The organism is Segatella maculosa OT 289 (assembly GCF_000243015.1).
GTDB classification, from domain to species: Bacteria; Bacteroidota; Bacteroidia; order Bacteroidales; family Bacteroidaceae; genus Prevotella; species Prevotella maculosa.
Genome location: NZ_JH594516.1, coordinates 1 through 20,025, shown reverse-complemented (window position 1 = coordinate 20,025; position 20,025 = coordinate 1). Strand labels below are relative to the sequence as shown.

The 20,025-nt window shown below is 49.6% G+C and carries 16 protein-coding genes; 7 read left to right on the top strand and 9 right to left on the bottom strand.

The window, feature by feature from the left end; translation table 11 throughout:
* Positions 1 to 23 precede the first annotated feature (23 nt).
* A complete protein-coding gene (locus HMPREF9944_RS12335; protein ID WP_008566686.1) occupies positions 24 to 1,847 on the bottom strand; it encodes a transglutaminase domain-containing protein in 1,824 nt (607 codons plus the stop codon).
* A gap of 231 nt (positions 1,848 to 2,078) precedes the next feature.
* Between HMPREF9944_RS12335 and HMPREF9944_RS12330 the strand changes: the two genes are divergently transcribed.
* The 3 genes from HMPREF9944_RS12330 to xseB are packed head-to-tail and all read left to right on the top strand — an operon-like array spanning position 2,079 to position 4,980.
* The gene (locus tag HMPREF9944_RS12330; protein WP_008566685.1) at positions 2,079 to 3,488 is read left to right on the top strand and encodes a S8 family serine peptidase; all 1,410 of its coding nucleotides are present in this window, start codon (positions 2,079 to 2,081) and stop codon (positions 3,486 to 3,488) included.
* Positions 3,485 to 4,777, top strand: coding sequence for an exodeoxyribonuclease VII large subunit (gene xseA / locus HMPREF9944_RS12325; protein WP_008566684.1), 1,293 nt, complete (start codon positions 3,485 to 3,487; stop codon positions 4,775 to 4,777). Before HMPREF9944_RS12330 ends, xseA begins: the two co-directional genes overlap by 4 nt.
* Positions 4,778 to 4,782: 5 nt before the next feature.
* Positions 4,783 to 4,980 (top strand): exodeoxyribonuclease VII small subunit, encoded by a 198-nt coding sequence (xseB, locus tag HMPREF9944_RS12320; RefSeq protein ID WP_008566683.1) that lies wholly within the window; start codon positions 4,783 to 4,785, stop codon positions 4,978 to 4,980.
* A gap of 231 nt (positions 4,981 to 5,211) precedes the next feature.
* On the opposite strand, the gene HMPREF9944_RS13170 is transcribed toward xseB, so the two are convergent.
* From HMPREF9944_RS13170 to HMPREF9944_RS12310, 3 genes are read right to left on the bottom strand one after another with little or no spacing between them, the layout of a single operon-like run.
* Positions 5,212 to 5,361, bottom strand: a complete 150-nt coding sequence (locus tag HMPREF9944_RS13170) for a hypothetical protein (RefSeq protein ID WP_008566682.1) — start codon at positions 5,359 to 5,361, stop codon at positions 5,212 to 5,214.
* A 24-nt stretch (positions 5,362 to 5,385) separates the two neighbouring features.
* On the bottom strand, positions 5,386 to 7,947 hold the full coding sequence (locus HMPREF9944_RS12315; protein WP_008566681.1) for a glycoside hydrolase family 88 protein: 2,562 nt from the start codon (positions 7,945 to 7,947) through the stop codon (positions 5,386 to 5,388).
* Between the two features lie 19 nt (positions 7,948 to 7,966).
* A complete protein-coding gene (locus HMPREF9944_RS12310) occupies positions 7,967 to 9,607 on the bottom strand; it encodes a glycoside hydrolase family 43 protein (RefSeq protein WP_008566680.1) in 1,641 nt (546 codons plus the stop codon).
* 203 nt (positions 9,608 to 9,810) lie between these two features.
* Between HMPREF9944_RS12310 and HMPREF9944_RS12305 the strand changes: the two genes are divergently transcribed.
* Together HMPREF9944_RS12305 and HMPREF9944_RS12300 are read left to right on the top strand one after the other, a co-directional pair.
* On the top strand, positions 9,811 to 10,704 hold the full coding sequence (locus tag HMPREF9944_RS12305) for a hypothetical protein (RefSeq protein WP_044113749.1): 894 nt from the start codon (positions 9,811 to 9,813) through the stop codon (positions 10,702 to 10,704).
* Positions 10,705 to 11,252: 548 nt separating this feature from the next.
* The gene (locus HMPREF9944_RS12300) at positions 11,253 to 11,588 is read left to right on the top strand and encodes a hypothetical protein (RefSeq protein ID WP_008566678.1); all 336 of its coding nucleotides are present in this window, start codon (positions 11,253 to 11,255) and stop codon (positions 11,586 to 11,588) included.
* 24 nt (positions 11,589 to 11,612) lie between these two features.
* Here HMPREF9944_RS12300 and HMPREF9944_RS12295 read toward each other — a convergent pair whose 3' ends face one another.
* Genes HMPREF9944_RS12295 through HMPREF9944_RS12285 form a run of 3 tightly spaced genes read right to left on the bottom strand, consistent with a single transcriptional unit; the run spans position 11,613 to position 13,331 of the window.
* Positions 11,613 to 11,882 carry a DUF4834 family protein gene (locus tag HMPREF9944_RS12295; RefSeq protein WP_008566677.1) on the bottom strand — a complete coding sequence of 90 codons (270 nt, stop codon included), beginning with the start codon at positions 11,880 to 11,882 and terminating at the stop codon, positions 11,613 to 11,615.
* A gap of 49 nt (positions 11,883 to 11,931) precedes the next feature.
* A complete protein-coding gene (pssA, locus tag HMPREF9944_RS12290; protein WP_008566675.1) occupies positions 11,932 to 12,639 on the bottom strand; it encodes a CDP-diacylglycerol--serine O-phosphatidyltransferase in 708 nt (235 codons plus the stop codon).
* Positions 12,639 to 13,331, bottom strand: a complete 693-nt coding sequence (locus tag HMPREF9944_RS12285; protein WP_008566674.1) for a phosphatidylserine decarboxylase family protein — start codon at positions 13,329 to 13,331, stop codon at positions 12,639 to 12,641. Before HMPREF9944_RS12285 ends, pssA begins: the two co-directional genes overlap by 1 nt.
* A gap of 137 nt (positions 13,332 to 13,468) precedes the next feature.
* Between HMPREF9944_RS12285 and dnaE the strand changes: the two genes are divergently transcribed.
* A complete protein-coding gene (dnaE, locus tag HMPREF9944_RS12280) occupies positions 13,469 to 17,173 on the top strand; it encodes a DNA polymerase III subunit alpha (RefSeq protein ID WP_008566673.1) in 3,705 nt (1,234 codons plus the stop codon).
* A gap of 43 nt (positions 17,174 to 17,216) precedes the next feature.
* Positions 17,217 to 17,579 (top strand): thioredoxin, encoded by a 363-nt coding sequence (trxA, locus tag HMPREF9944_RS12275; RefSeq protein WP_320051455.1) that lies wholly within the window; start codon positions 17,217 to 17,219, stop codon positions 17,577 to 17,579.
* A gap of 477 nt (positions 17,580 to 18,056) precedes the next feature.
* On the opposite strand, the gene HMPREF9944_RS12270 is transcribed toward trxA, so the two are convergent.
* Positions 18,057 to 18,506: an HU family DNA-binding protein gene (locus HMPREF9944_RS12270; RefSeq protein ID WP_008566427.1), complete on the bottom strand. Its 450-nt coding sequence runs from the start codon at positions 18,504 to 18,506 to the stop codon at positions 18,057 to 18,059.
* Positions 18,507 to 18,726: 220 nt separating this feature from the next.
* On the bottom strand, positions 18,727 to 20,025 hold a 1,299-nt coding region (locus HMPREF9944_RS12265), incomplete at its 5' end, for a fimbrillin family protein (RefSeq protein WP_008566426.1).

The following is a 20,025-nucleotide window of genomic DNA, read 5'->3' as shown; positions in this document are numbered from 1 at the left end:
TTTCTTGTTTTGCATTCTCTATGCTATTTCTTCAGCACCACCTGCTCGTTGCAGGCGTCTTTCCACTTGCTGACTGCCTCATTCCATTTCGGAATGTTGGCAAGAGGAATGCGGCGGCGGTTGATTTGCATCTTCTGATGGAAGAGAACCGTGTTGCCTTGCCTACTGAAACGGCAGGTCAGCGTGCCTTCGGGCGTAGAGAAGGTGGCCGAAGGTGGCAGATAATCCACCCTGTAACCGGCCGGAATGGTGAGCGAGGCCTGGCGGACAACGTTACAACGCACGGGGAAATAGAAGTCGTGAGTGCGCTGTGTGGTGTCGATTCTGCCGTCGAAAAGGTTGTTGTGTGGGTTCAGTTCTATGTAAAGCTCGCGGTCGGCTTGCTGCACGGCGGCCTTATTGACGACGTTGCCTCCAAAGCGTGCCCATTCATGTCGGGCGTCCTTGTCTGTCCATTTCACGTTGGTGACAGTCATACTGTGGGCATCCGAGTTGAGATTGTTGCCTAGAATGTCGTCCTGTTTCTTGTTGCCTGCGTCGTCGGCCATGCCCATGAACCATTCTTTCATGTCGCCCCTGATGTGGTAAGTTGCCTGCCCCACGAGCGCATTATCCTGCAGTTTGTATTGATAGGCAAGGCTGTCTATTGACGCATCTGCCCTCAATCGGGGCACAATCTTCAGGAGCGGACGGTCTCCGTTCTCTATCATTGCCTCCGAACCTTGTATATGTTGCGGTGCATAAGTATATGGAATATGGTTGCAAGTTGCGTCTAAATAGCGTATTTTTCCATTGAGAAAGAGGGCGCAGACGACGTGGTTCGCACTCGCAAGTGACGGGACTTCACTCATCTTAAAGGATATTTCGTCGGTGCCGATGTCGGCCAATCGTGCGTCGAAGCCTTGTGCCTTGAGCAGCGTTTTCAGCAACAAAGCCATGCCTTTACAGTCACCATAGCGTTTGCGGAGCACCTCTTTGGGTGTGTCGGGCCTGTGCCCTGCGATGCCGGCCTCAAAGGCAACGTAGCGAATATGGTCTTGAACCCAGCGGAAGGTGTTGCTGATGCGGTCTTCGTCTGTTTTGCTTTGTGCATTGATTTCCTGCAACAAGGCTTTCAAATCGGGTATCGTGCAATCCACGTTTGCCATTTCCTTCGACCAAGTATAGAGTGCATTGACATCTTGGAACGCTCCCGTGATGAGCAAATAGGGGTAGACATTCGACGCAGGAGGCATATGTTTGTCTTCCTTCATGCGATCAGCCTGGGTGATTTGGTAGGTATATGTTTCGCCTGCGGCCGTCGTTTCGTGCTTGGATTGAATAGGATAGCCCTTGAAGTTCATTTCTTTGATGCGATAACCTGACATTTCCTTGGGGATTGTAATGGTCAAAGTCTTGTTGCGGATAAAATAGTCTTCGAGCAAATAAATACGAGTGAAGTACTTCGGGTCTTTGAATGTACGTTCGAAAGCAGCCGTGCAAGTCTTACCTTTCTTGTCGATATAGCCCCTGAGAATGCAAGCTTTGGTGTCATCATAGAACACGTTTTCGGGCGTGATGTTCTTATATTGCTTGACACCCCGACCCGAAACATCGTCCAAGGCGATGTATTCGCCGTAGAGAATGTCCGTTTCCGGATAGACCGTAACGCTTGAATTCGACTCATAAGTGATTTTCTTCGTGTTCTTGACAACGGGCTTTTCGTGGTCGAACATCAGCGAATAGCGGTCGTTGCATTGCTGAATGAGGATTTTGTCGTCCCATTTCTGGGCATGGGTTGCCGTGGAAAACAAGGCAAGAAATAATGTTCCGGCCAGTTGACAAATCGGTTTTTTGTAGTTATTCATGTCGTTTGTTGTGTATAAACGTGTGGTTTGTCATGTACAAGTGGGCCATTTTTCGTGCGAAAGTGGTCCGCCTACGATATAAAGACAATAGCTTCACAAAGATAAGTAAAATTTTCTTTCGTTGTTCTTTCATCTACCCGGAAAATGAAGGAAAGTTTGATTTAAGTTTAATTTTTTCGATTTTCCAAGATAAAATATTACTTTTGTAAGTCTGAAACCAAATGGATAGCAATGAACAAGCAACTGATACTGCTCATCATAACACTGCTCTCTTGTCCGGCTTTGGCCGTCGCGGGCGTAAACAGCACCGAGATGATTTCCTATCCCGGCGGAAAATGCTATATGTTCCGCGTGACATTGAAGGATAAGAAACACTCTCGCTATTCCCTAAATGCCCCATCTGAATACCTTTCCCAACGTGCCATTGAACGTCGAAAGCGGCAACATATCGCCATTGATTCCACCGATTTGCCCATCAACGAGACCTATATGGAAGCCATTCAAGCTTCGAAAGACGTTCGGATTGTGGGCAAAAGCAAGTGGAACAACACGCTTTTAGTGAGATGTAGTAATGTAGGTAAGGCCTTTAATCTGCTGAAACTGCCTTTTGTGAAGAGCGTCTTCAAAGTCTTTTCTTCACCGGACTCCATCAGCGGGTCAGCCAGAGTGAATTTTAAAAAAGAATTTAATCGTTGGGACACCTTGTCGGAAGATAACCGTTATGGCGTTGCCAAAGATCAGATAGCCCAGTTGAATGGCATCCGAATGCATGCTGCGGGGTATCGCGGAAAGGGCAAGATGATTGCCGTGCTCGACGCTGGTTTTATGAATGTAGACCGCATTCCGTGTCTTCAGAGCGTCAGGATTGCAGGCCAGAACGACTTCGTTGTCCCCAAAGCCAAGAGCATTTTCTCCGAGATGGAGCATGGAACAATGGTACTTTCTTCCATGGCTACCGACCTTCCCGGAGTGTTTATAGGAACTGCCCCCGATGCTTCTTACCTGTTGATACGCTGTGAAGACCGGCAAACGGAAAGCGTTGCAGAGGAGGATTACTGGGCCGAAGCGGTGGAATATGCCGACTCCATGGGCGTCGATGTAATCAATTCGTCGCTCGGTTACCATGATTTCGACGACAAATCCACCAACCATCGCTATGCCGACATGGACGGAGAATCGACGCTTATCTCCCATACGGCCTCGATGTTAGCAGGAAAAGGAATCGTATTGGTGAACAGTGCGGGCAACGACGGCATGGGAACTTGGAAGAAAATCAACTTTCCTGCCGATGCAAAACGCATCATCACGGTAGGCTCGGTCACCCCTATGGGCGTCAATGCAGCCTTTTGTGGCGTCGGACCTACGCAGGACGGACGCATCAAACCCGATGTGATGGCCTACGGAAGTCCCACATCTGTCATCTCAGGACGGGGCACTATCGTCGACGAAATGGGCACTTCTTTCTCGGCACCTTTAGTGGCCGGGCTTGTTGCCTGCCTGTGGCAGGCATTGCCAAACAAGTCGGCAAGCGAGCTGATCGACCTTATCATAGCGAGCGGAAACAATGTGGCTACACCTAATAATATATATGGTTACGGCGTTCCCGACTTTTGGAAAGCCTATAATGCAGGCCGGAAATGAATACGCTCTCGCTCTTCGAACTGAACAATCTGGTCAGAGAGGCCATCTCGGTCACGCTTACCGACGAGTATTGGGTGGAGGCCGAGCTGTCGGAAGTGCGCGAAGTGCGCGGCCATTGCTACATGGAACTGATACAAAAAGAACTGTTCGGTAACACGCCCGTGGCCAAAGCATCGGCCAAATGCTGGAAAACCAAGTGGCAACGGCTATGCCCCAAGTTTGAAAGCGTAACGGGACAAAGCTTCAAAGCGGGTTTGAAGGTGTTGCTGAAGGTCTATCCCGACTTCCATGAAGCCTACGGATTCTCGTGGATTGTGACCGATATCAACCCCGAATTCACCATGGGCGACATGGCCCGAAAGCGCATGGAAATCATCAATCGTCTGAAGATGGAGGGCGTTTTCGATCTGCAAAAGGAACTCACACTGCCGCTTTTCGCCCAGCGCATCGCTGTGATTTCGAGTGAAAATGCGGCAGGCTACGGTGACTTCTGCCGACAGTTGGGCGATAATCCCAGCGGATTGAAGTTCTATCCTCGGCTCTTTTCGGCCGTCATGCAAGGTGAAGAAGTTGAGAAAAGCATTGTTGCTGCGTTGGATAAAATCAATATCCAAGCCGACGATTTCGATGTGGTTGTCATCATACGTGGCGGAGGTGCGACGAGCGACATGGCCGGTTTCGACACACTTTTGCTTGCCGAGAACGTGGCAAACTTTCCACTTCCCATCATAACGGGCATCGGACACGACCGCGACGAGTCTATCCTTGACATGGTTTCCCACATGCGTGTGAAGACTCCCACGGCCGCAGCAGCCTTCCTTGTGGACCATTTGGAACGGGTGTATGAGCGCGTTTTGGACGCAGAAAACGAGATTTTGACGGGTATCCGACATCGGATTGAGATGGAAAAAGCACGCCTTCAGCGATTGGGCGAGAAGGTTCCGATGCTCTTTTCGCTGTTCAAAGACCGTCAGGAAGCCCGCCTCGACCGCATGCTCAATCATGTTTCGACGGCCATCGGGGTCCGTTTGGAACGGGAGAACCGTCGTCTTGCCGACCTGTCACGGCGCATGCAGCCCGCCATGGCGCGTCGTTTGCTTTGCGAAAACCATCGGGTAGACCTGCTTGCACAGCGTGCCAAGGCAGCAGACCCAGCCTTGTTGCTGAGGCGGGGCTACAGCATGACAACGCTCGGTGGCAAGATCGTGAGAGATGCCACAGCGTTGAAGGCGGGTGACGAGATTGTGACGAGACTCGAAAAAGGTAGTGTTTCATCAATCATAAAATAAGGATTATGGCAAAAGAAGAAATAAAGTACGAAGAAGCCCTCGATCGGTTGGAACGTATTGTAAAGCAGATGGAGAATGATGAGCTGGATATTGATGTCATGGGTGAACAGTTGAAGCAGGCACAAAAGCTCATCAAACTCTGTAAAGACAAGCTCACCAAGGCAGATAACGAGATAAAGAGGATTTTGGAAAAGATAGATTGATGGAATCCTATTGTTTTTAGTTGGCAAAGTGACTGACTTTACAGGCCTGAAAGAGTGATTTCAGACCGTAAAATGAGGCTAACTGACTTTCAAGATAATTCACATCACCTGCCGGAACAACTTGTCTTGTCAAATTAAACGTAGAATTTATTCAGGCATTCCAGCCTGCCAAATACTCGGTTATGCCCAAGTCGTCAGCCAGCCTCATTACTATCGAAAGATACAATCGGCCTATTCGCTGATGAGTCCCTTGGTCAGCATATCGTAATATAAGGCTTCGAGTTCGCCTTGTGTCAGATGTTCCACGGCATGTTCAATCGTTCTGATGAGTTCATCACGTCGATAGGTGCCCGAAGCATTGAAATGTGAGAAATCAACCATCTTTTATTTCGTTTTAATTTCGTGTCAATTACGCTCCATTTCGAGCGAAGCCCAGAGGAAAGGACCTATGCCTTTGGGGTCATTATCACATATCGGCTCGCTCATATAGTATTCAAAACTGCCGTCACGACGGTAATTTTCCTTGCCCGGTTTAACGTATTTACCCTTTCCGGGACCAAGTCCGCTCACCACACAACAGTCGGTTAACGAGATGGTACGGTCATCATTCACGCGAATGAAGCGTTTCAAGATACCATCATAGGCTTTTCGGCCGGCAATAGCATAAGATTCATCGAGCCATCCCATGCGTGCACCTTTCAACAACACGTAGGCAAACATACAGGAGGCCGTGCTCTCAAGATAATTCTTGGGATTTTTTACGTCCATCACGTCATACCACACGCCCGACTGCTTGTCTTGATAGCGCACAATGGCTTTCATGGCTTTTTGCAACAGTGCTTTTAGCTCCGATTTCCGGGCATAGTCATCGGGCATTACGTCGAGACACTCTGCCATTGCCATGACATACCAGCCCAATGCGCGTGCCCATGTGTGCTTACTTTGGCCGGTTTTCGGGTCAGCCCAGAACTGTGAACGGGTTTCATCCCATGCATGTTTCCACAAACCCGAGGCTTCGTCATAGGTTCGTTTATCGGTTTTGACGATTTGATCCACTGTATCGTCGAGCACACGGCGTGCTTTTTTCGTCGGATAATGGTCCATCGCATAGGCACAATAGAATGGAAGTCCCATGAAAATACCGTCAAGCCACACCTGATTTGCATAGATTGCCTTGTGCCAAAACACGCCTTCATGCGTGCGAGGTTGGTGATGTAGCTGCTTCATCATGGTGGCTAAGGCCTTATCATTGCCTGTCCGCGGATCGATTTGCTGCATTCTGAGAATGAATTTGGCCGTGCGGACGTTGTCAAGATTGAATGCTTTGTAGTCATATCCCGTTACTTCGCCGCTGTCATCAATCATCTTGCGCGGATAAGCCTTCAGATAATTCAGAATATCATCGCCTCCGTAGACTTGATAAGTGTCGAGCATGCCCTCAAGTTCTATGCCCATGACATAACTCCAGCGGGGTTTCGGTGCAAAGTCGAGCAGATAGGGCTGCGGAGTACGTTTCATTTCCGAAAAAGTCATCCATTGTGCCATGCTTTTGAAGGGAAGTTCTTCGGGAGCAAGCACGAGTTGGCCGTCCATCTTCACGTTGTCGAAAGTGATATGACGTGTCTTGCCCGTAATCTTGACGTTTTCCTTGCTGATACCATTGAAACTGCAGTTCTTCAAACGTATGTCTGTCACGTTCTCCACACTGTCTCGTCCTACAATAAGCACGCCGTAAGCACTCTTCTGGCACGTGACGTCCTCCACATTCACGTTTCTCACCACCGGTTCGAAGCCGCGATAGCAAGGCTCTTTGGGCTCGTAATCGAGGTTAATCTTCACTACGGCCTCCTTACATTGCCCCACTTTGACGCGTCGCATGTTGATATTTTCAATCAAACCGCCGCGACAATTGTTGGTTTTTATGCGTAAAACGCGATCCAATTCGGGTGAATCCATCTCGCAATCTTCGGCATATATGTTCTGACATCCCCCCGAAATCTCACTTCCGATGACCACACCTCCGTGCCCATCTTCCATCACACAGTTGCGAATAATGATATTTTTTGAGGGTTGATTCCAGAAACGTCCGTCGTTGTTTCGGCCGCTTTTGATGGCAATACAATCGTCTCCGGTATGGAAAAGTGTGTTTTGTATCAATACGTTTTCGCACCCTTCAGGGTCGCAACCGTCTCCGTTTGGCCCCTCATTCCATATCTTTACCCCATCAACCGTAACGTTTTTACACAGCAAAGGATGGATAACCCAGAAGGGAGAACGCAGTAATGTGACACCCGAAATGCGTATTCTGTTTCCTTTAACGAAGTTGATGAGCTGCGGACGCAAGCCATATCCCTTGCCAAAACGGCGCTCATCCCATGGCATATCGGCTTCGGCCATCTTCTGAAGTCGTGCGCGTGAGCCCAGAACTTGTGCCTCTTTGGTGACGCCTTTCACGTATCCGAAGTTGGCTTTTCCGTTCATCGGCCACCAAGTTTCATTGGAACCGCCTCCGTCAATCGTTCCTTCTCCCGACACAACAACGTCATTTGCCTCATAAGAATAGATGCATGGACTGTAGTTCCAGCACATCATTCCCTCCCAAGATGTCTTTACCAAGGGGTAAAGGTCACGGTCGAATACGAATTGAAGATGGGCATCTTTGCTCACAACAAGCTCGATTCCGGACTGCAATCTCAGTGCTCCGGTGTTCCATTTCCCTGCAGGCACGATGACTTTTCCACCGCCTTGTTTGGCCAAAACGGCTATGGCACGAAGAATGGCCTTTTGATTTTGGGCCGCAGAAGCAGAAGTCTTGGCACCGAATTTCGTAATGACAACCGAACGATTGGCTATCTTCGGCGACTCAATCGAGCGTTCTATCGCCCGATATTCAGCCTCGTTCCAACCGTCGGCCAGCGAAAGCAACGGGAAGAACAGCGCTAAAAGCAATACAGATAATTTGTTCATAGGTTTTAAAGTGATTTGTTTATAGATTATTCGTTATGTCAAAGCGGTCGATATCCAGCCACCCGCGATTGGAATTTCCTTGAGGCTCCTGTGCAACAAAGCCTATCTTGGCTCCTATCCACTTGCCTTCGCGCATGGTAAAAGGCGTTCCTGTCTCGGTGAATTGCTTGCCGTTACGACTGAAAGCGAACCGAACAATGCCCTTATCTACCCTCATTCTGAGATATATTTCTTCGTGAATAGCAAACTGATAATCGTTATCGTCCTGCCCCGTTTTGGGCAAATCAGCCAACAAAGTGACGGTAGCTGCGTGGCCTTTATCGGCATCTTTGCAGGTCATTTGCTGCAAAACAAACCCTTCACCTACCCTTTTTACGACCAAAGCCGTATAGTCTTTTCCCATCATAATGAGGCCACCTAACTGGTTATTTTCCTTACTTATAAGCTTTAATTTGGCCGTAGCTGTGAAGCTATCTGATGGAGTTTTCTGCAATAAAAGGTTGGGGGTAAACCAAAAGTTGTCGTTACCTTTGAAGGTAAAAAGGCGGAAGAAGCCCAGTGAAGTGGGCATTCCGAACCATGGTTCATAGTTGGATTGCCACTGCCACTGCAGTCCTAAACGCGGTAAATCGAACGCATCAGTCTCTTCAGGTGTCACGATTTGACTGCTTACAGACTTCGGTTTGCGATACGAAAGATAAGGTTCGCCGCAATAACCCTGCCGAGGCACACGCCCAATCACGGGCCAATTGTCCTTCCAAGTGACCGGTTGCAGATGAACAACTCGCCCATACGCGCCCTTATCTTGAAAGTGCAAGAACCAATCTTCGCCGTATTTTGTGTGCACCCATGCGCCTTGATGCGGGCCGTTTACGGTCGTATTGCCCTGCGCCAACACCTTTTTTGCCTCGTAAGGACCGTAAGGTGAGCGTGCTCGAAGCGCCAATTGGAACCCCGAAGTCACACCTCCTGCGGGACACCATATCCAATACCAGCCGTCTCGTTTGTAGAATTTAGGACCTTCGCAGGTTCGGTTTTCCGTGCCGTTTCCATCGAATACGATGACAGGATCGCTGATAGCACGCGTTCCATCGGCATTCATTTCGCGCACAGTGATGACACTTGCGAAGCGACTTCGGCTGTTTGCCCATCCGTTTACCATGTAACAACGACCGTCATCGTCCCATAACGGGGTGGTATCTATGATGCCTTTACCGCGAATAACAAGCACGGGAGGCTCCCAAGGTCCACGTGGATTTTTTGCTTTTACCATGAAAACACCTTGGTCGGGATCGCCCCAATAGATGAGATATTCGCCTTTATAATACCGAATACTGGGTGCCCAGACTCCTTTTCCATGCGCAGGAGCACCCGAAAACAAGCTATCGGGCCACACGCGATCAAGCGCATGACCGATGAGTTCCCAGTTAACCAAGTCGCGAGAATGCAGGATCGGCAGGCCGGGAACGCAGTTAAACGAACTTGAAGTGAGGTAGTAATCATCGCCAACAGCCACGACATCGGGGTCGCTATAATCCGCATTGAGCACCGGATTGACGTAAGTTCCGTCGCCATTGTCGGCACACCACACCTTAGAACGGTATTGTCCGGCCGCCGGAACGGTGAACATCAGGAGCAAGGCGCAAAGGATTTTATTCATGTCTTAGTTAGATTAGCGTTTGATAGTTATTAAAATAGATTGTCACAGCGTTTGTTTCGGACTCGGCCTCAAGGCTTTCCCTGTCGGCAAAGATAAGGAAAAAGCCTGAGAATCATACAAGTCAGGTTGTTAAAAAAGTCATATAAATGATTGGCGCAGTCTGTTTATTTTGCTATCTTTGCCAAAAATCAGCAAAAGACACGATGAACAGACGCTTGTTTCAATCATTCTGCATGACAATGCTCGCGATTTCGGCTCTTGGTTTGATGCCGACAGCCTGCAAAAGGACCCGACATGCCACGCAAACTGCCTCGACCAAGCCCTCGAAACCGCTGCCCGAACCGCAGAAACCTACTAAAACCTACAAGAACCTGCGGCTTATCGGCGACACCACCTGTGCCGGTTGGCGCGTCATTCTTGCCTCGGCAGACGGCCCAACCAAGGTAAAAGGCGAGAAGTACTACGACAAACTCTTCTTGATTACACTCTATAAAGACGGCCGATTGCTGTTTGACAAGAAGGAAATCTCAACCGAAAAGCTGCATGGAAAGCCCCGTCCCGAACTGCAACTCACGCCGGGTTACATCGAACTCATCACGAGAACAACGGTCTATATCGACGTGGCAACCTTCTATCCTGAAACAGATGACGGCTGGCTTTTCTCACTTTTGTTCGACAAAAACGGTCGGTTGAGCGTCAGACCGTTTATAATAGAAATGTCAGAGGCTGACAATGTGGCATCATTTTATAGGGCTTGGCTGAACGAATGCAGGCAGAAACCCATCGATAAGGCTTCACTTGAGATGGTGGCCAACCGATATTGCACGCCGAGCTTTGCCAAACAATTGCTCCGCGAAGCCCCGTTGAGCCTCTTGCCCGCAAAGGTTGTGGGGAAATATCGGTTTGATGTGGACGTCATGGCAGAGCTAACGCACAATTCGGAAGACTATCTTGAACAGCGCGGAACGGTATATTTTTGCACAAAAGACTACGAACAACAGATTGATTCGCTGGCGTATGAACTCCGAAATGAGCAAGATGAAAACGGATATACGTCGTTTGGGGGCATCACGGGCTTTAAGAAGTTCCACCCGTAGGGCGAGGTTAAGCCCGCGTCGCGGTCGTTTAGCCGTTTGATATGAATGGAAATAAAAAAGAATCGGCGTGAAATCGATTTTCAGGAAGCGCCATTTCTTTTGTCAATTTATTTCAAACTCGATTTGCAATCAGTCGGAAAATGTTGTATTTTTGTGTCGGGGAAAGCATGAAGCGGCTTTCCCTTTTTTGTTGTTTGATTTGAACAGGCAGGCAATATAGATGAAATCAGCGTGTAAAAAGACTGAAATCACACCTTAATCGCAGTCATTTTGCGATGTAAAGTGACTGAGTTCACCCGTTTAAAAGACTGATTTCAGACTGCAAAATGAGGCTAACCGACTTTTAGAACAATCCATCTTGCTCGTCAGACCAACTCTTTTTGTAAAATCTATCGACTTTTTTCAAGGATTTTTCTCGGCTGGATTTTCAAGAAAAGTATAGTGTATGGTTTGCATTTCTCCTTGTTATATGCAGTGCAAGCGTGGTTGTTTTCGCACTTTTTTGCTAACTTTGCGGCATTATTATTGGTCTGATTAAAGAAAAAAGAATGACGATTATCCTTTTATTGCATGTGATTTTCATTTGTATCTTCCTGAAACGTAATGGAGATACGCCTGCTTGGCTGAAGTTGTTTGCGTTGAGTCCGCTGCTGATGGCACCGTGGCTGATGTTCATGAGCATCTTTTTCTTTGATGCACCCGGCTATTCTTGGCAACCTTTGGCCTTGTTTATATGGGTCAATACCTATCCTTTATTGATTTATGTAGGGGCATTTTTGGCTTGCAGACTCTATCGGAAAGGGCATAAGCGTTGGGCGCTTGTGCCGCCGTCCTTCTTTACGTTGATTAATCTTTTGGCCATTTTGGCCGTCATCTTGGCGTAAGAAGCGGGCCGCAACGACGTTCGTTTATGGCTCTTCTTCGTAGTCTACGTATTCGCCCTCGTCCTTTTTAAAAATCTTTTTTCCCGCTTCTTCAGGGTCACGCGTGTCGATTACACGCTCATCGTCACCGTAAGTGCGACGGTGTTGCCCCCATTGTTGCCGGCCAAAATCTCCAGAACGGCGGTTGAATTTATTGATGTTGTCGCGGAACGTGCTGATGAAGCGGAACGCCATCAGCAGAATGAATATGAAGAGTGCGATGAATAGCAGGAAAATGAACTTCAATAAAACCATTTTTGGTTCTCCTTATTTATATAGGTGACTTGGAATGCGTGGCCACATGTCAGGCCTTGGCCCTCAACCAAAGCAAAACAGAGCCCAACAGATAGAGCGTAATGATGACCCACCAAGCATTCAATGGTCCTAAAAAGGCGAGACATGCAACTGAAAGTGCAGCAAAACAGTATTTCACTTCATTGCCTTTCCACCCCCAATGCTTGAATTTCAGAGCGAACATCGGCAGTTCCGACACCAATAGCGCACAGCTCAAGCCAAGCAATAGAAGCACGATGAAGACGGAATATGCTGAACTTTCGAGCCACGAAGGATTGCAAACAATGAGCGAAGCCCAGAATAAAGCGTTGGCTGGAGTGGGCAAACCGATGAACGAAGTGGCCTGTCTTTCGTCGAGATTGAACTTTGCTAAGCGCAAAGCTGAAAAGGCTGAGACGAGGAAAGCAGCGTAAGGAAGATAGTTACGCAAGGGCTCTAAGAAGGCAGGATACTCCAAAACAGACAGCTCGGAGAACAAGATTGTGGCCGGAGCTACGCCGAATGTAACGACATCGGCTAAGGAATCGAGTTCCTTACCTATGGGAGATGACACCCCAAGCAAACGTGCACTCATGCCGTCAAAGAAGTCGAATACGGCCCCAATGATAATCCAAATGAGTGCCAATTCAGCGTCTCCAGCGAATGCAAAAGCCGTAGCTATGCAGCCGGAAACAAGATTACAGCAGGTGATGCTATTGGGAATATGTTTCTTTATCATTATTTCAGCTTTGCAATAATCGTCTGGTCACCGGTCGTTGTCTGTCCCATTTTCACGCAAACCTCGCTGTTAACGGGCAGGAAAACGTCTACACGGCTTCCCAATTTGATGAACCCAAGATGCTCATCGATATAGCAATCTTCTCCTTCTTTGGCGTAAGTGACGATGCGACGTGCCATGGCTCCAGCGATTTGTCGGCAGAGTATGTCCCTACCATCGGGCGTTGTAATCATCGTATCGGCCCGTTCGTTCTCCTCACTTGCCTTGGGCAACCATGCTTTATGGAAGTTTCCGTTTTGATGGCGCACGAATTTCACCTTGCCTTCAACAGGGAACCAGTTGGCATGAACATTGAAAAGGCTCATGAAGATGCTGATCATCAGGCGACGATCGTGGAAATATTCGTTCTCTTCGACCTCTTCAATGACGACAATCTTGCCGTCGGCCGGTGCTACGACCACCTTTTCGGTATCATCGGTACCGGAGAATCGGCGGGCAGGACAGCGGTAAAAATTGACTACGATGCCGTATATCGTGCCGCAAAAGAGCGTAAATAGCCAGAAATAAAGCTTGTTTTCAAATCGGAACAAGAGTAAGGCTATTACTGCATAAATCATGAAACCGTAAACCAATGCGCGGGTTCCTTCGCGGTGTATACGTATATCTTTGAACTTTTGAATATTTTTAATCATAGTCAATAGGATAGGTGCTAATCGCAGACAAAGGTAATTATTTTTTGTTGCATGAGCAAATATATAAAATAAAAAACCATGTTTTATTTTGCTTTTCTCTTTTTTTGCCGTAACTTAGCGGTCCAAAATCATTGAGTATGCAAGACTTTATTCACCTTCATGTTCACACTTTTTATTCCATTCTTGATGGGCAATCCAAGATATCTAACTTGGTGGACAAAGCCATTGCCAATGGAATGCGTGGCATGGCGATAACAGATCACGGCGTGATGTTCGGCATCAAGGAGTTTGCCGACTATTGTGCGGGTATCAACAAAAGGCGGAAAGCCGAAGGAAAAGAGCCTTTCAAACCTATCCTCGGCTGCGAGATGTATGTGGCACATCACCGCTTGCAGGACAAGATAAAGGAGAACGGCGACAACTCAGGTTACCACCTTATCGTATTAGCCAAGAACTATAACGGTTATAAAAACCTGATAAAGCTGGTCAGTAAGTCGTGGGTGGACGGCTATTATTACCGTCCTCGCACAGACAGGGTGGAGCTTGAGAAATATCATGAAGACCTGATTGTATGCTCGGCTTGCATTGCCGGCGAAGTGCCTTCAAAGATTCTACATGGTGATTTGGCCGGAGCACGCGAGGCATGCGAGTGGTATCATCGTGTCTTCGGCGATGATTATTACTTGGAATTGCAGCGTCATGAGGTGAAAGACCCGACGATTTTGGCTAACCGCGAAGCCTATCCTTTGCAGCAGAAAGCCAATAAAGTGCTGTTGGAATTTGCCAAAGAATATGGCATCAAGGTCATCTGTACCAACGACGTGCACTTTGAAGACAAGGAAACGGCCGAGGCTCACGACCACTTGCTCTGTCTTTCTACGGGTAAGGACCTTGATGATCCAAACCGAATGCGATACAGTAAGCAGGAATGGTTCAAGACACGAGAGGAGATGAATGAGGTGTTTTCGGACATTCCCGAAGCCTTGGCGAATACGCTCGAGATATTGGATAAGGTTGAAACCTACAGCATCGAGCATGGCCCGATCATGCCTTTCTTCCCCATACCCGAGGAGTTCGGCACGGAAGAAAAATGGCGGAAGAAGTTCAGTGAGGCCGACCTTTACAAAGAATTCACGTCAGACGAGAACGGAGAAAACCAACTCTCGCAGGAAGAAGGGCAGAAAGTTATCGACCGATTGGGCGGATATAACAAGATTTACCGCATCAAATTCGAGGCCGATTACTTGGCGAAATTGGCTTATGACGGCGCAAAGAAAGTCTATGGTGAACTGTCGGAGGAGGTAAAAGAGCGCATCAACTTCGAGCTTCACGTGATGAAGACGATGGGTTTTCCGGGATATTTCCTCATCGTTCAGGACTTTATCAATGCTGCCCGCACCGAGTTGGGCGTGATGGTGGGGCCAGGTCGTGGTTCGGCGGCAGGCTCTGTGGTAGCCTACTGCTTGGGAATCACACAGATAGACCCCTTGAAATACGACCTTCTGTTTGAGCGTTTTCTGAACCCAGACCGCGTGAATCTCCCCGATATCGATACTGATTTCGACGACGACGGACGCGGAAAAGTGTTACGATGGGTGATGGATAAGTACGGACATGAGAACTGTGCACACATCATTACCTATGCCAGTATGGCTACAAAGAACTCGCTCAAGGACGTTGCCCGCGTGGAAAGGCTTCCTTTGGATAAGTCGAACGCACTCTGTAAGGCCATTCCCGACCGGCTCCCCGAAGGCTTGAAGATGAACCTCACGAATGCCATCAAGTGCACACCTGAGCTCCGTGAGGCCGAAGTGTCGCAAGACCCGCGCGAGCGAAACACCATCAAATATGCCAAGATGCTTGAGGGTACGGTGCGTGGAACGGGTATCCATGCCTGCGGTTTCATCATCTGCCGCAACCCTATCAGCGATTGGGTGCCGGTCTCAACGGCCGATGACCCCGACTTTCCCGGTCTGAAAACTGCCGTGACCCAATACGATGGGCACGTCATTGAGTCAACCGGACTCATCAAGATGGACTTCCTCGGTCTGAAGACCCTATCGGAGTTGAAGGAAGCCTGCAAGGTTGTGAAGCAGACAACCGGCGATGTCGTCGACCTTGACCATATCCCGCTCGATGACGAACTGACCTATCAGCTCTTTCAACAAGGCCGCACCATCGGTACGTTCCAGTTTGAATCGCCCGGCATGCAGAAGCATCTTCGCGAGCTTCACCCTACGGTTTTCGAAGACCTTATCGCCATGAATGCGCTCTATAGGCCCGGACCTATGGACTATATTCCCGACTTCATCAAGCGCAAGAACGACCCATCGCAGGTGTCATACGACATACCTTGCATGGAGAAATATCTCAAAGACACCTATGGCATCACGGTTTATCAAGAGCAGGTGATGTTACTTTCGCGCCAATTGGCCGGTTTTACGCGCGGCGAAAGCGATGCCCTTCGCAAGGCAATGGGTAAAAAGAAGAAAGCCATCGTAGATGCCATGAAGCCGAAGTTCATCAAGCAGGGACAAGAAAACGGCCACGACCCAAAGGTATTGGAGAAGATTTGGGGCGACTGGGAGAAGTTTGCCTCTTATGCGTTCAATAAGTCACACGCCACCTGCTACTCATGGGTGGCTTACCAGACAGCCTATATGAAGGCGCACTACCCTGCCGAATACATGGCTGCCTTGATGACCCGACGCTTCAGCCAGATAACCGAAATCACCAAGCTGATGGAAGAATGCCAAAGTATGAAGATTGCCACGCTCGGCCCCGACGTCAATGAAAGCTACTCGGAATTCGGTGTCAACAAGAAAGGAGAGATACGTTTCGGACTCTCGGCCATCAAAGGCATGGGCGAAGCCGCGGCCTTGGCCATCGTGAAAGAGCGCGAAGCAAACGGACCCTATCAAAGCATCTACGACTTTGCAGAGCGCATCGACTTCGGTAGCGTCAACCGAAAGGCTTTCGAGTCGCTGGCATTAAGCGGCGGGTTCGACGGCTTTGAGTTCCGTCGCGAACAGTATTTTGCCGTCGGTCCGAAGGGCGACATGTTCCTCGACACGCTGGTCCGTTACGGTCAGCTCTACCAGCAAGAACAACAGGAAGCCCGTAACTCACTCTTCGGAGGCGACAGTGCGGTGGAGATTGCACGCCCCGTTCCCGCGAAAGCCGAGGAATGGAGCACGATAGAAAGGCTCAACCACGAGCGCGACTTGGTGGGCATCTATCTCAGTGCCCACCCGCTCGACGAGTACGGCGTCATCTTGAAGTCGATGTGTAACACGCACTGTGTGGAGATAGACAAGAAAGAAGAGCTTGCAAAGAAAGAGGAAATCATCATCGGAGGCATCGTCACGGGCGTGAAGTCCAAGTTCACCAAGACCGGTAAGCCCTGCGGCTTCGTCACCATCGAAGACTTCGAAGGCAGTGGCGAACTGGCATTCTTCGGCGAGGAATGGGGGCGTTGGCGCGGCATGCTGACCGAGGGTTGCATCGTGTATATCATGGCCAAATGCCAGAAACGCCATCGCGACAGTGACTACTACGAACTCCGCGTGCAAGACATTCAGTACATGCAGACCATCAAAGACACGCGTTTAGAGAAGATAACCCTATCGATTGACAGCACGGAGCTGACGGAAGCCGTGGTCACGGACCTCAGTACGCTGGTCGAAAAGGCACCGGGCAAGGTGCAGCTCTACGTGCAGGTGGTCGACAGCGTCCACAATGTCAGCCTGATGTTGCGCTCGCGCAGCCACACCGTCGACGTCACCAACGAGCTCCTGAACTATGTCGATGCCCACCCCGCCATGTCCTATCACATCAATTAAACGCGTTTTGTAGGCTCGGCATTTGCCGTTATGAAACCAATTCATTACCTTTGCAGACGCAAACAAGATTATTAACAAAAGAAAAATAAAAATGGAAGTAGAAATCACAACCGAGAACATCGAGCGTTACAAGAATGGCGAATTGCCATTGGTAGTAGACCTTTGGGCAACATGGTGCGGTCCGTGCCGCATGGTGGGCCCCATCATTTCGGAGCTTGCCGAGGAGTACGACGGCAAAATCGTCGTCGGCAAGTGCGATGTAGAAGAGAACGACGACGTGGCAGCCGACTACGGCGTGCGCAACATTCCCACCATTCTGTTCTTTAAGAATGGTGAACTGGTCGATAAGTTCGTCGGTGCGGCAAGCAAGGCGACCATCGAAGAAAAGTTCAAAGCGCTATTGTAGAAGCCTCCCCCAAAAGCCTCCCCCTGCCCCTCCAAAGGAGGGGAGAAGAAGCCTCTCCCCCAACCCCTCCCCGAAGAGGGAGGGGAGTAATATGCAAATAGACCTTGCGAACACTTTAGTTCACAAGGTCTATTTTGTTTATCATGCATTTTTCATCATTGCCTGCAAGCTTGGGCTCCCCCTCCTTCGGAGGGGGTTGGGGGGAGGCTTTTCTTTAAACGGGGAGGGCAACACAGACAAGCGAGTTAATCATAAGGTGAATTTTGATTTTGACTAAATACAGGTAAGTCGTGCGCCCTCCCCAAGAAGCCTTCTCTAACCCCCGGAAACCTCCCCCCGGCCCCTCCGAAGGAGGGGAGCACAAACAGCGTGCAAACTAATTCCTCGCAAGCTCGGGCTCCCCTCCTTTGGAGGGGGCTGGGGGGAGGCTCTCCTCCCCTCCCTTCGGGAGGGGCCGGGGGTGGGTGTCAGGGCTCCTCAATTCCCGTGCTGCCCTATTCCCCCTTCCTCTTTTTTCTTCTTCTTCTTTTCTTCCTTCCGCTTCGGGTTATTCACGCTCACCTCGGCCGTCTTGGCGGCCTCGCGCATCTTAGCTTTCGGCGTGAACACAACCTTCGGGGTCTTGAGCGAAGCGGCCGTCACGTCGGTTTCCTTCTCGCTCATCTTCGAGGGGAAGTAGACGCGGAAGGAGCCCAGGTCGCCCAAGTCGACGTTGAAGCCCATCTTCAGCCCGCGGCACACGAGGCGCCCCAGCGTGATGAGCGCGTTCATCACGTCGCCGTAGGAGAGCGACGTCTCGTCTACGATTTGTTGGCACACGGCGTCGAGCGTCATGTAGTTCTTGTTCTTCGCCATGGCGTAATACACTGTTTTTCCTTTCAACGGACCCACGGTCTGTTTCTTCGATTTGATTTCAAACTCGATCATAATCGTTTCCTTTCTTTTAAGTTAATAAATATGTTTAGTGAATAAAAAAATAGTCGTTTTCATGGGTGTATCGTACCCTTTACCATAGGTGTACCGTACCGACCATCATCGGTACGCCGTACCGACCTCCATCGGTACGCCGTACCTCTTGTCGTAGGTGTACCGTACCCATCTTGGTCGGTACGGTACACCTTTCCCTGTCGGCACGCCGTCCCCTTTCTCATTCGTCATAGATGATGAACGGGCGGACAAGGCAGATGTCGCTATAAATGCTCTTTGTAGTAGATGTTAACTTAATCATATTGATTATACATTGTATAGCGGAGGCGTAGAGGCAGTAAAGTCCGCCAGATTCCACTGTCTCCAAACTTGTCCAATAATAATGATGAAGGTCAAAAAAAGTTATACGGTTTCCCCCCACCTGTATAAAGGCACTATTAGCCAAGGCGCCATTCCAAGGGGCGCCCGGTTTAGTCAGTAGAGCGGGATCACCGAATCCCAAGGCCGTGTAAACGTATCTCCATTCACCGGGAGCGGGAAGAAACCACTTCTTGCCCACCATCTTCCCCGTCAGGTTGACGCCCGTGGGCAGCGTCGGCGTGTAGTGCCCGGCAGCGTAAAAAGCAGGAAAGTCGGTCCTGTCGCCTTTGATGCTGGTATTGTCTCTACTGGCAGCAGCATCCCATGTGACGGCATAGCCACCTTCCATAGTATACGCTTGAGTATAATTAAAGGATTCACGAGGAAGATAGTGTGATTTGTTTGAACGGTAATAGCCACCTGGGTGATCATAAGCCCGGCTCGTCCATCGGTATTTCGTTCCTCCTCCTGCATCTTCCAAGGCCACGGCCAAGTGTTTACTCCGGCTCACCACCACGGCAATGGGGGTCTTCGTTCCGCCGCCGAAGGTGGTCTTGTCGATGAGCCCTCTGGTTCCGTCGCTCATGAGGTAGAGGAAGCGATACATCAGGTTGATGTTAAGCACATAGGAGCCGTTCTGGTCTAACTGTAGCGGTGTTTTCGGGGCAAAGGTCAAGCTCGTGTTCGTCATATTTTGATTGTAGATGGTGCCGGCGGTGAAAGTAAGCTTCAGCTTCGACACATCTGTGGAGGGCATGAAGAATGCATCTTCGGTAGCAGTTGCTACGCTGAGACGTCCCACATTGGGGATTGCTTGAAACTGACTCGCCCCGTAAGTGAGTGCGTCATTTGTAGCTGCGCCCGTACCGAGCGACCATGTGCCCGTTGAGGCATCATAAATCGAGGTAGAAGGTACGTCGGTAGCGTTCACCGAAGCGAGTGTGGCGGCAATGCCCGAGAAAGGCATGTAGCCCGTGAGCTTCACTTTCACCTTGGCGGCGACGTGCTTCATGGTGAAAGTTACCAATTGGTTGTAGGGCGAGGCTGGGATCACTTTCCCCGTGGTGCGCCCGATGAGTGCGTCGCCGGCATTGGCCCGCGTCACGGTGAGCAGGTTGCCGCTGCGGCTGACCTTGCTGTTGAAGAGCACGAAGTCGTA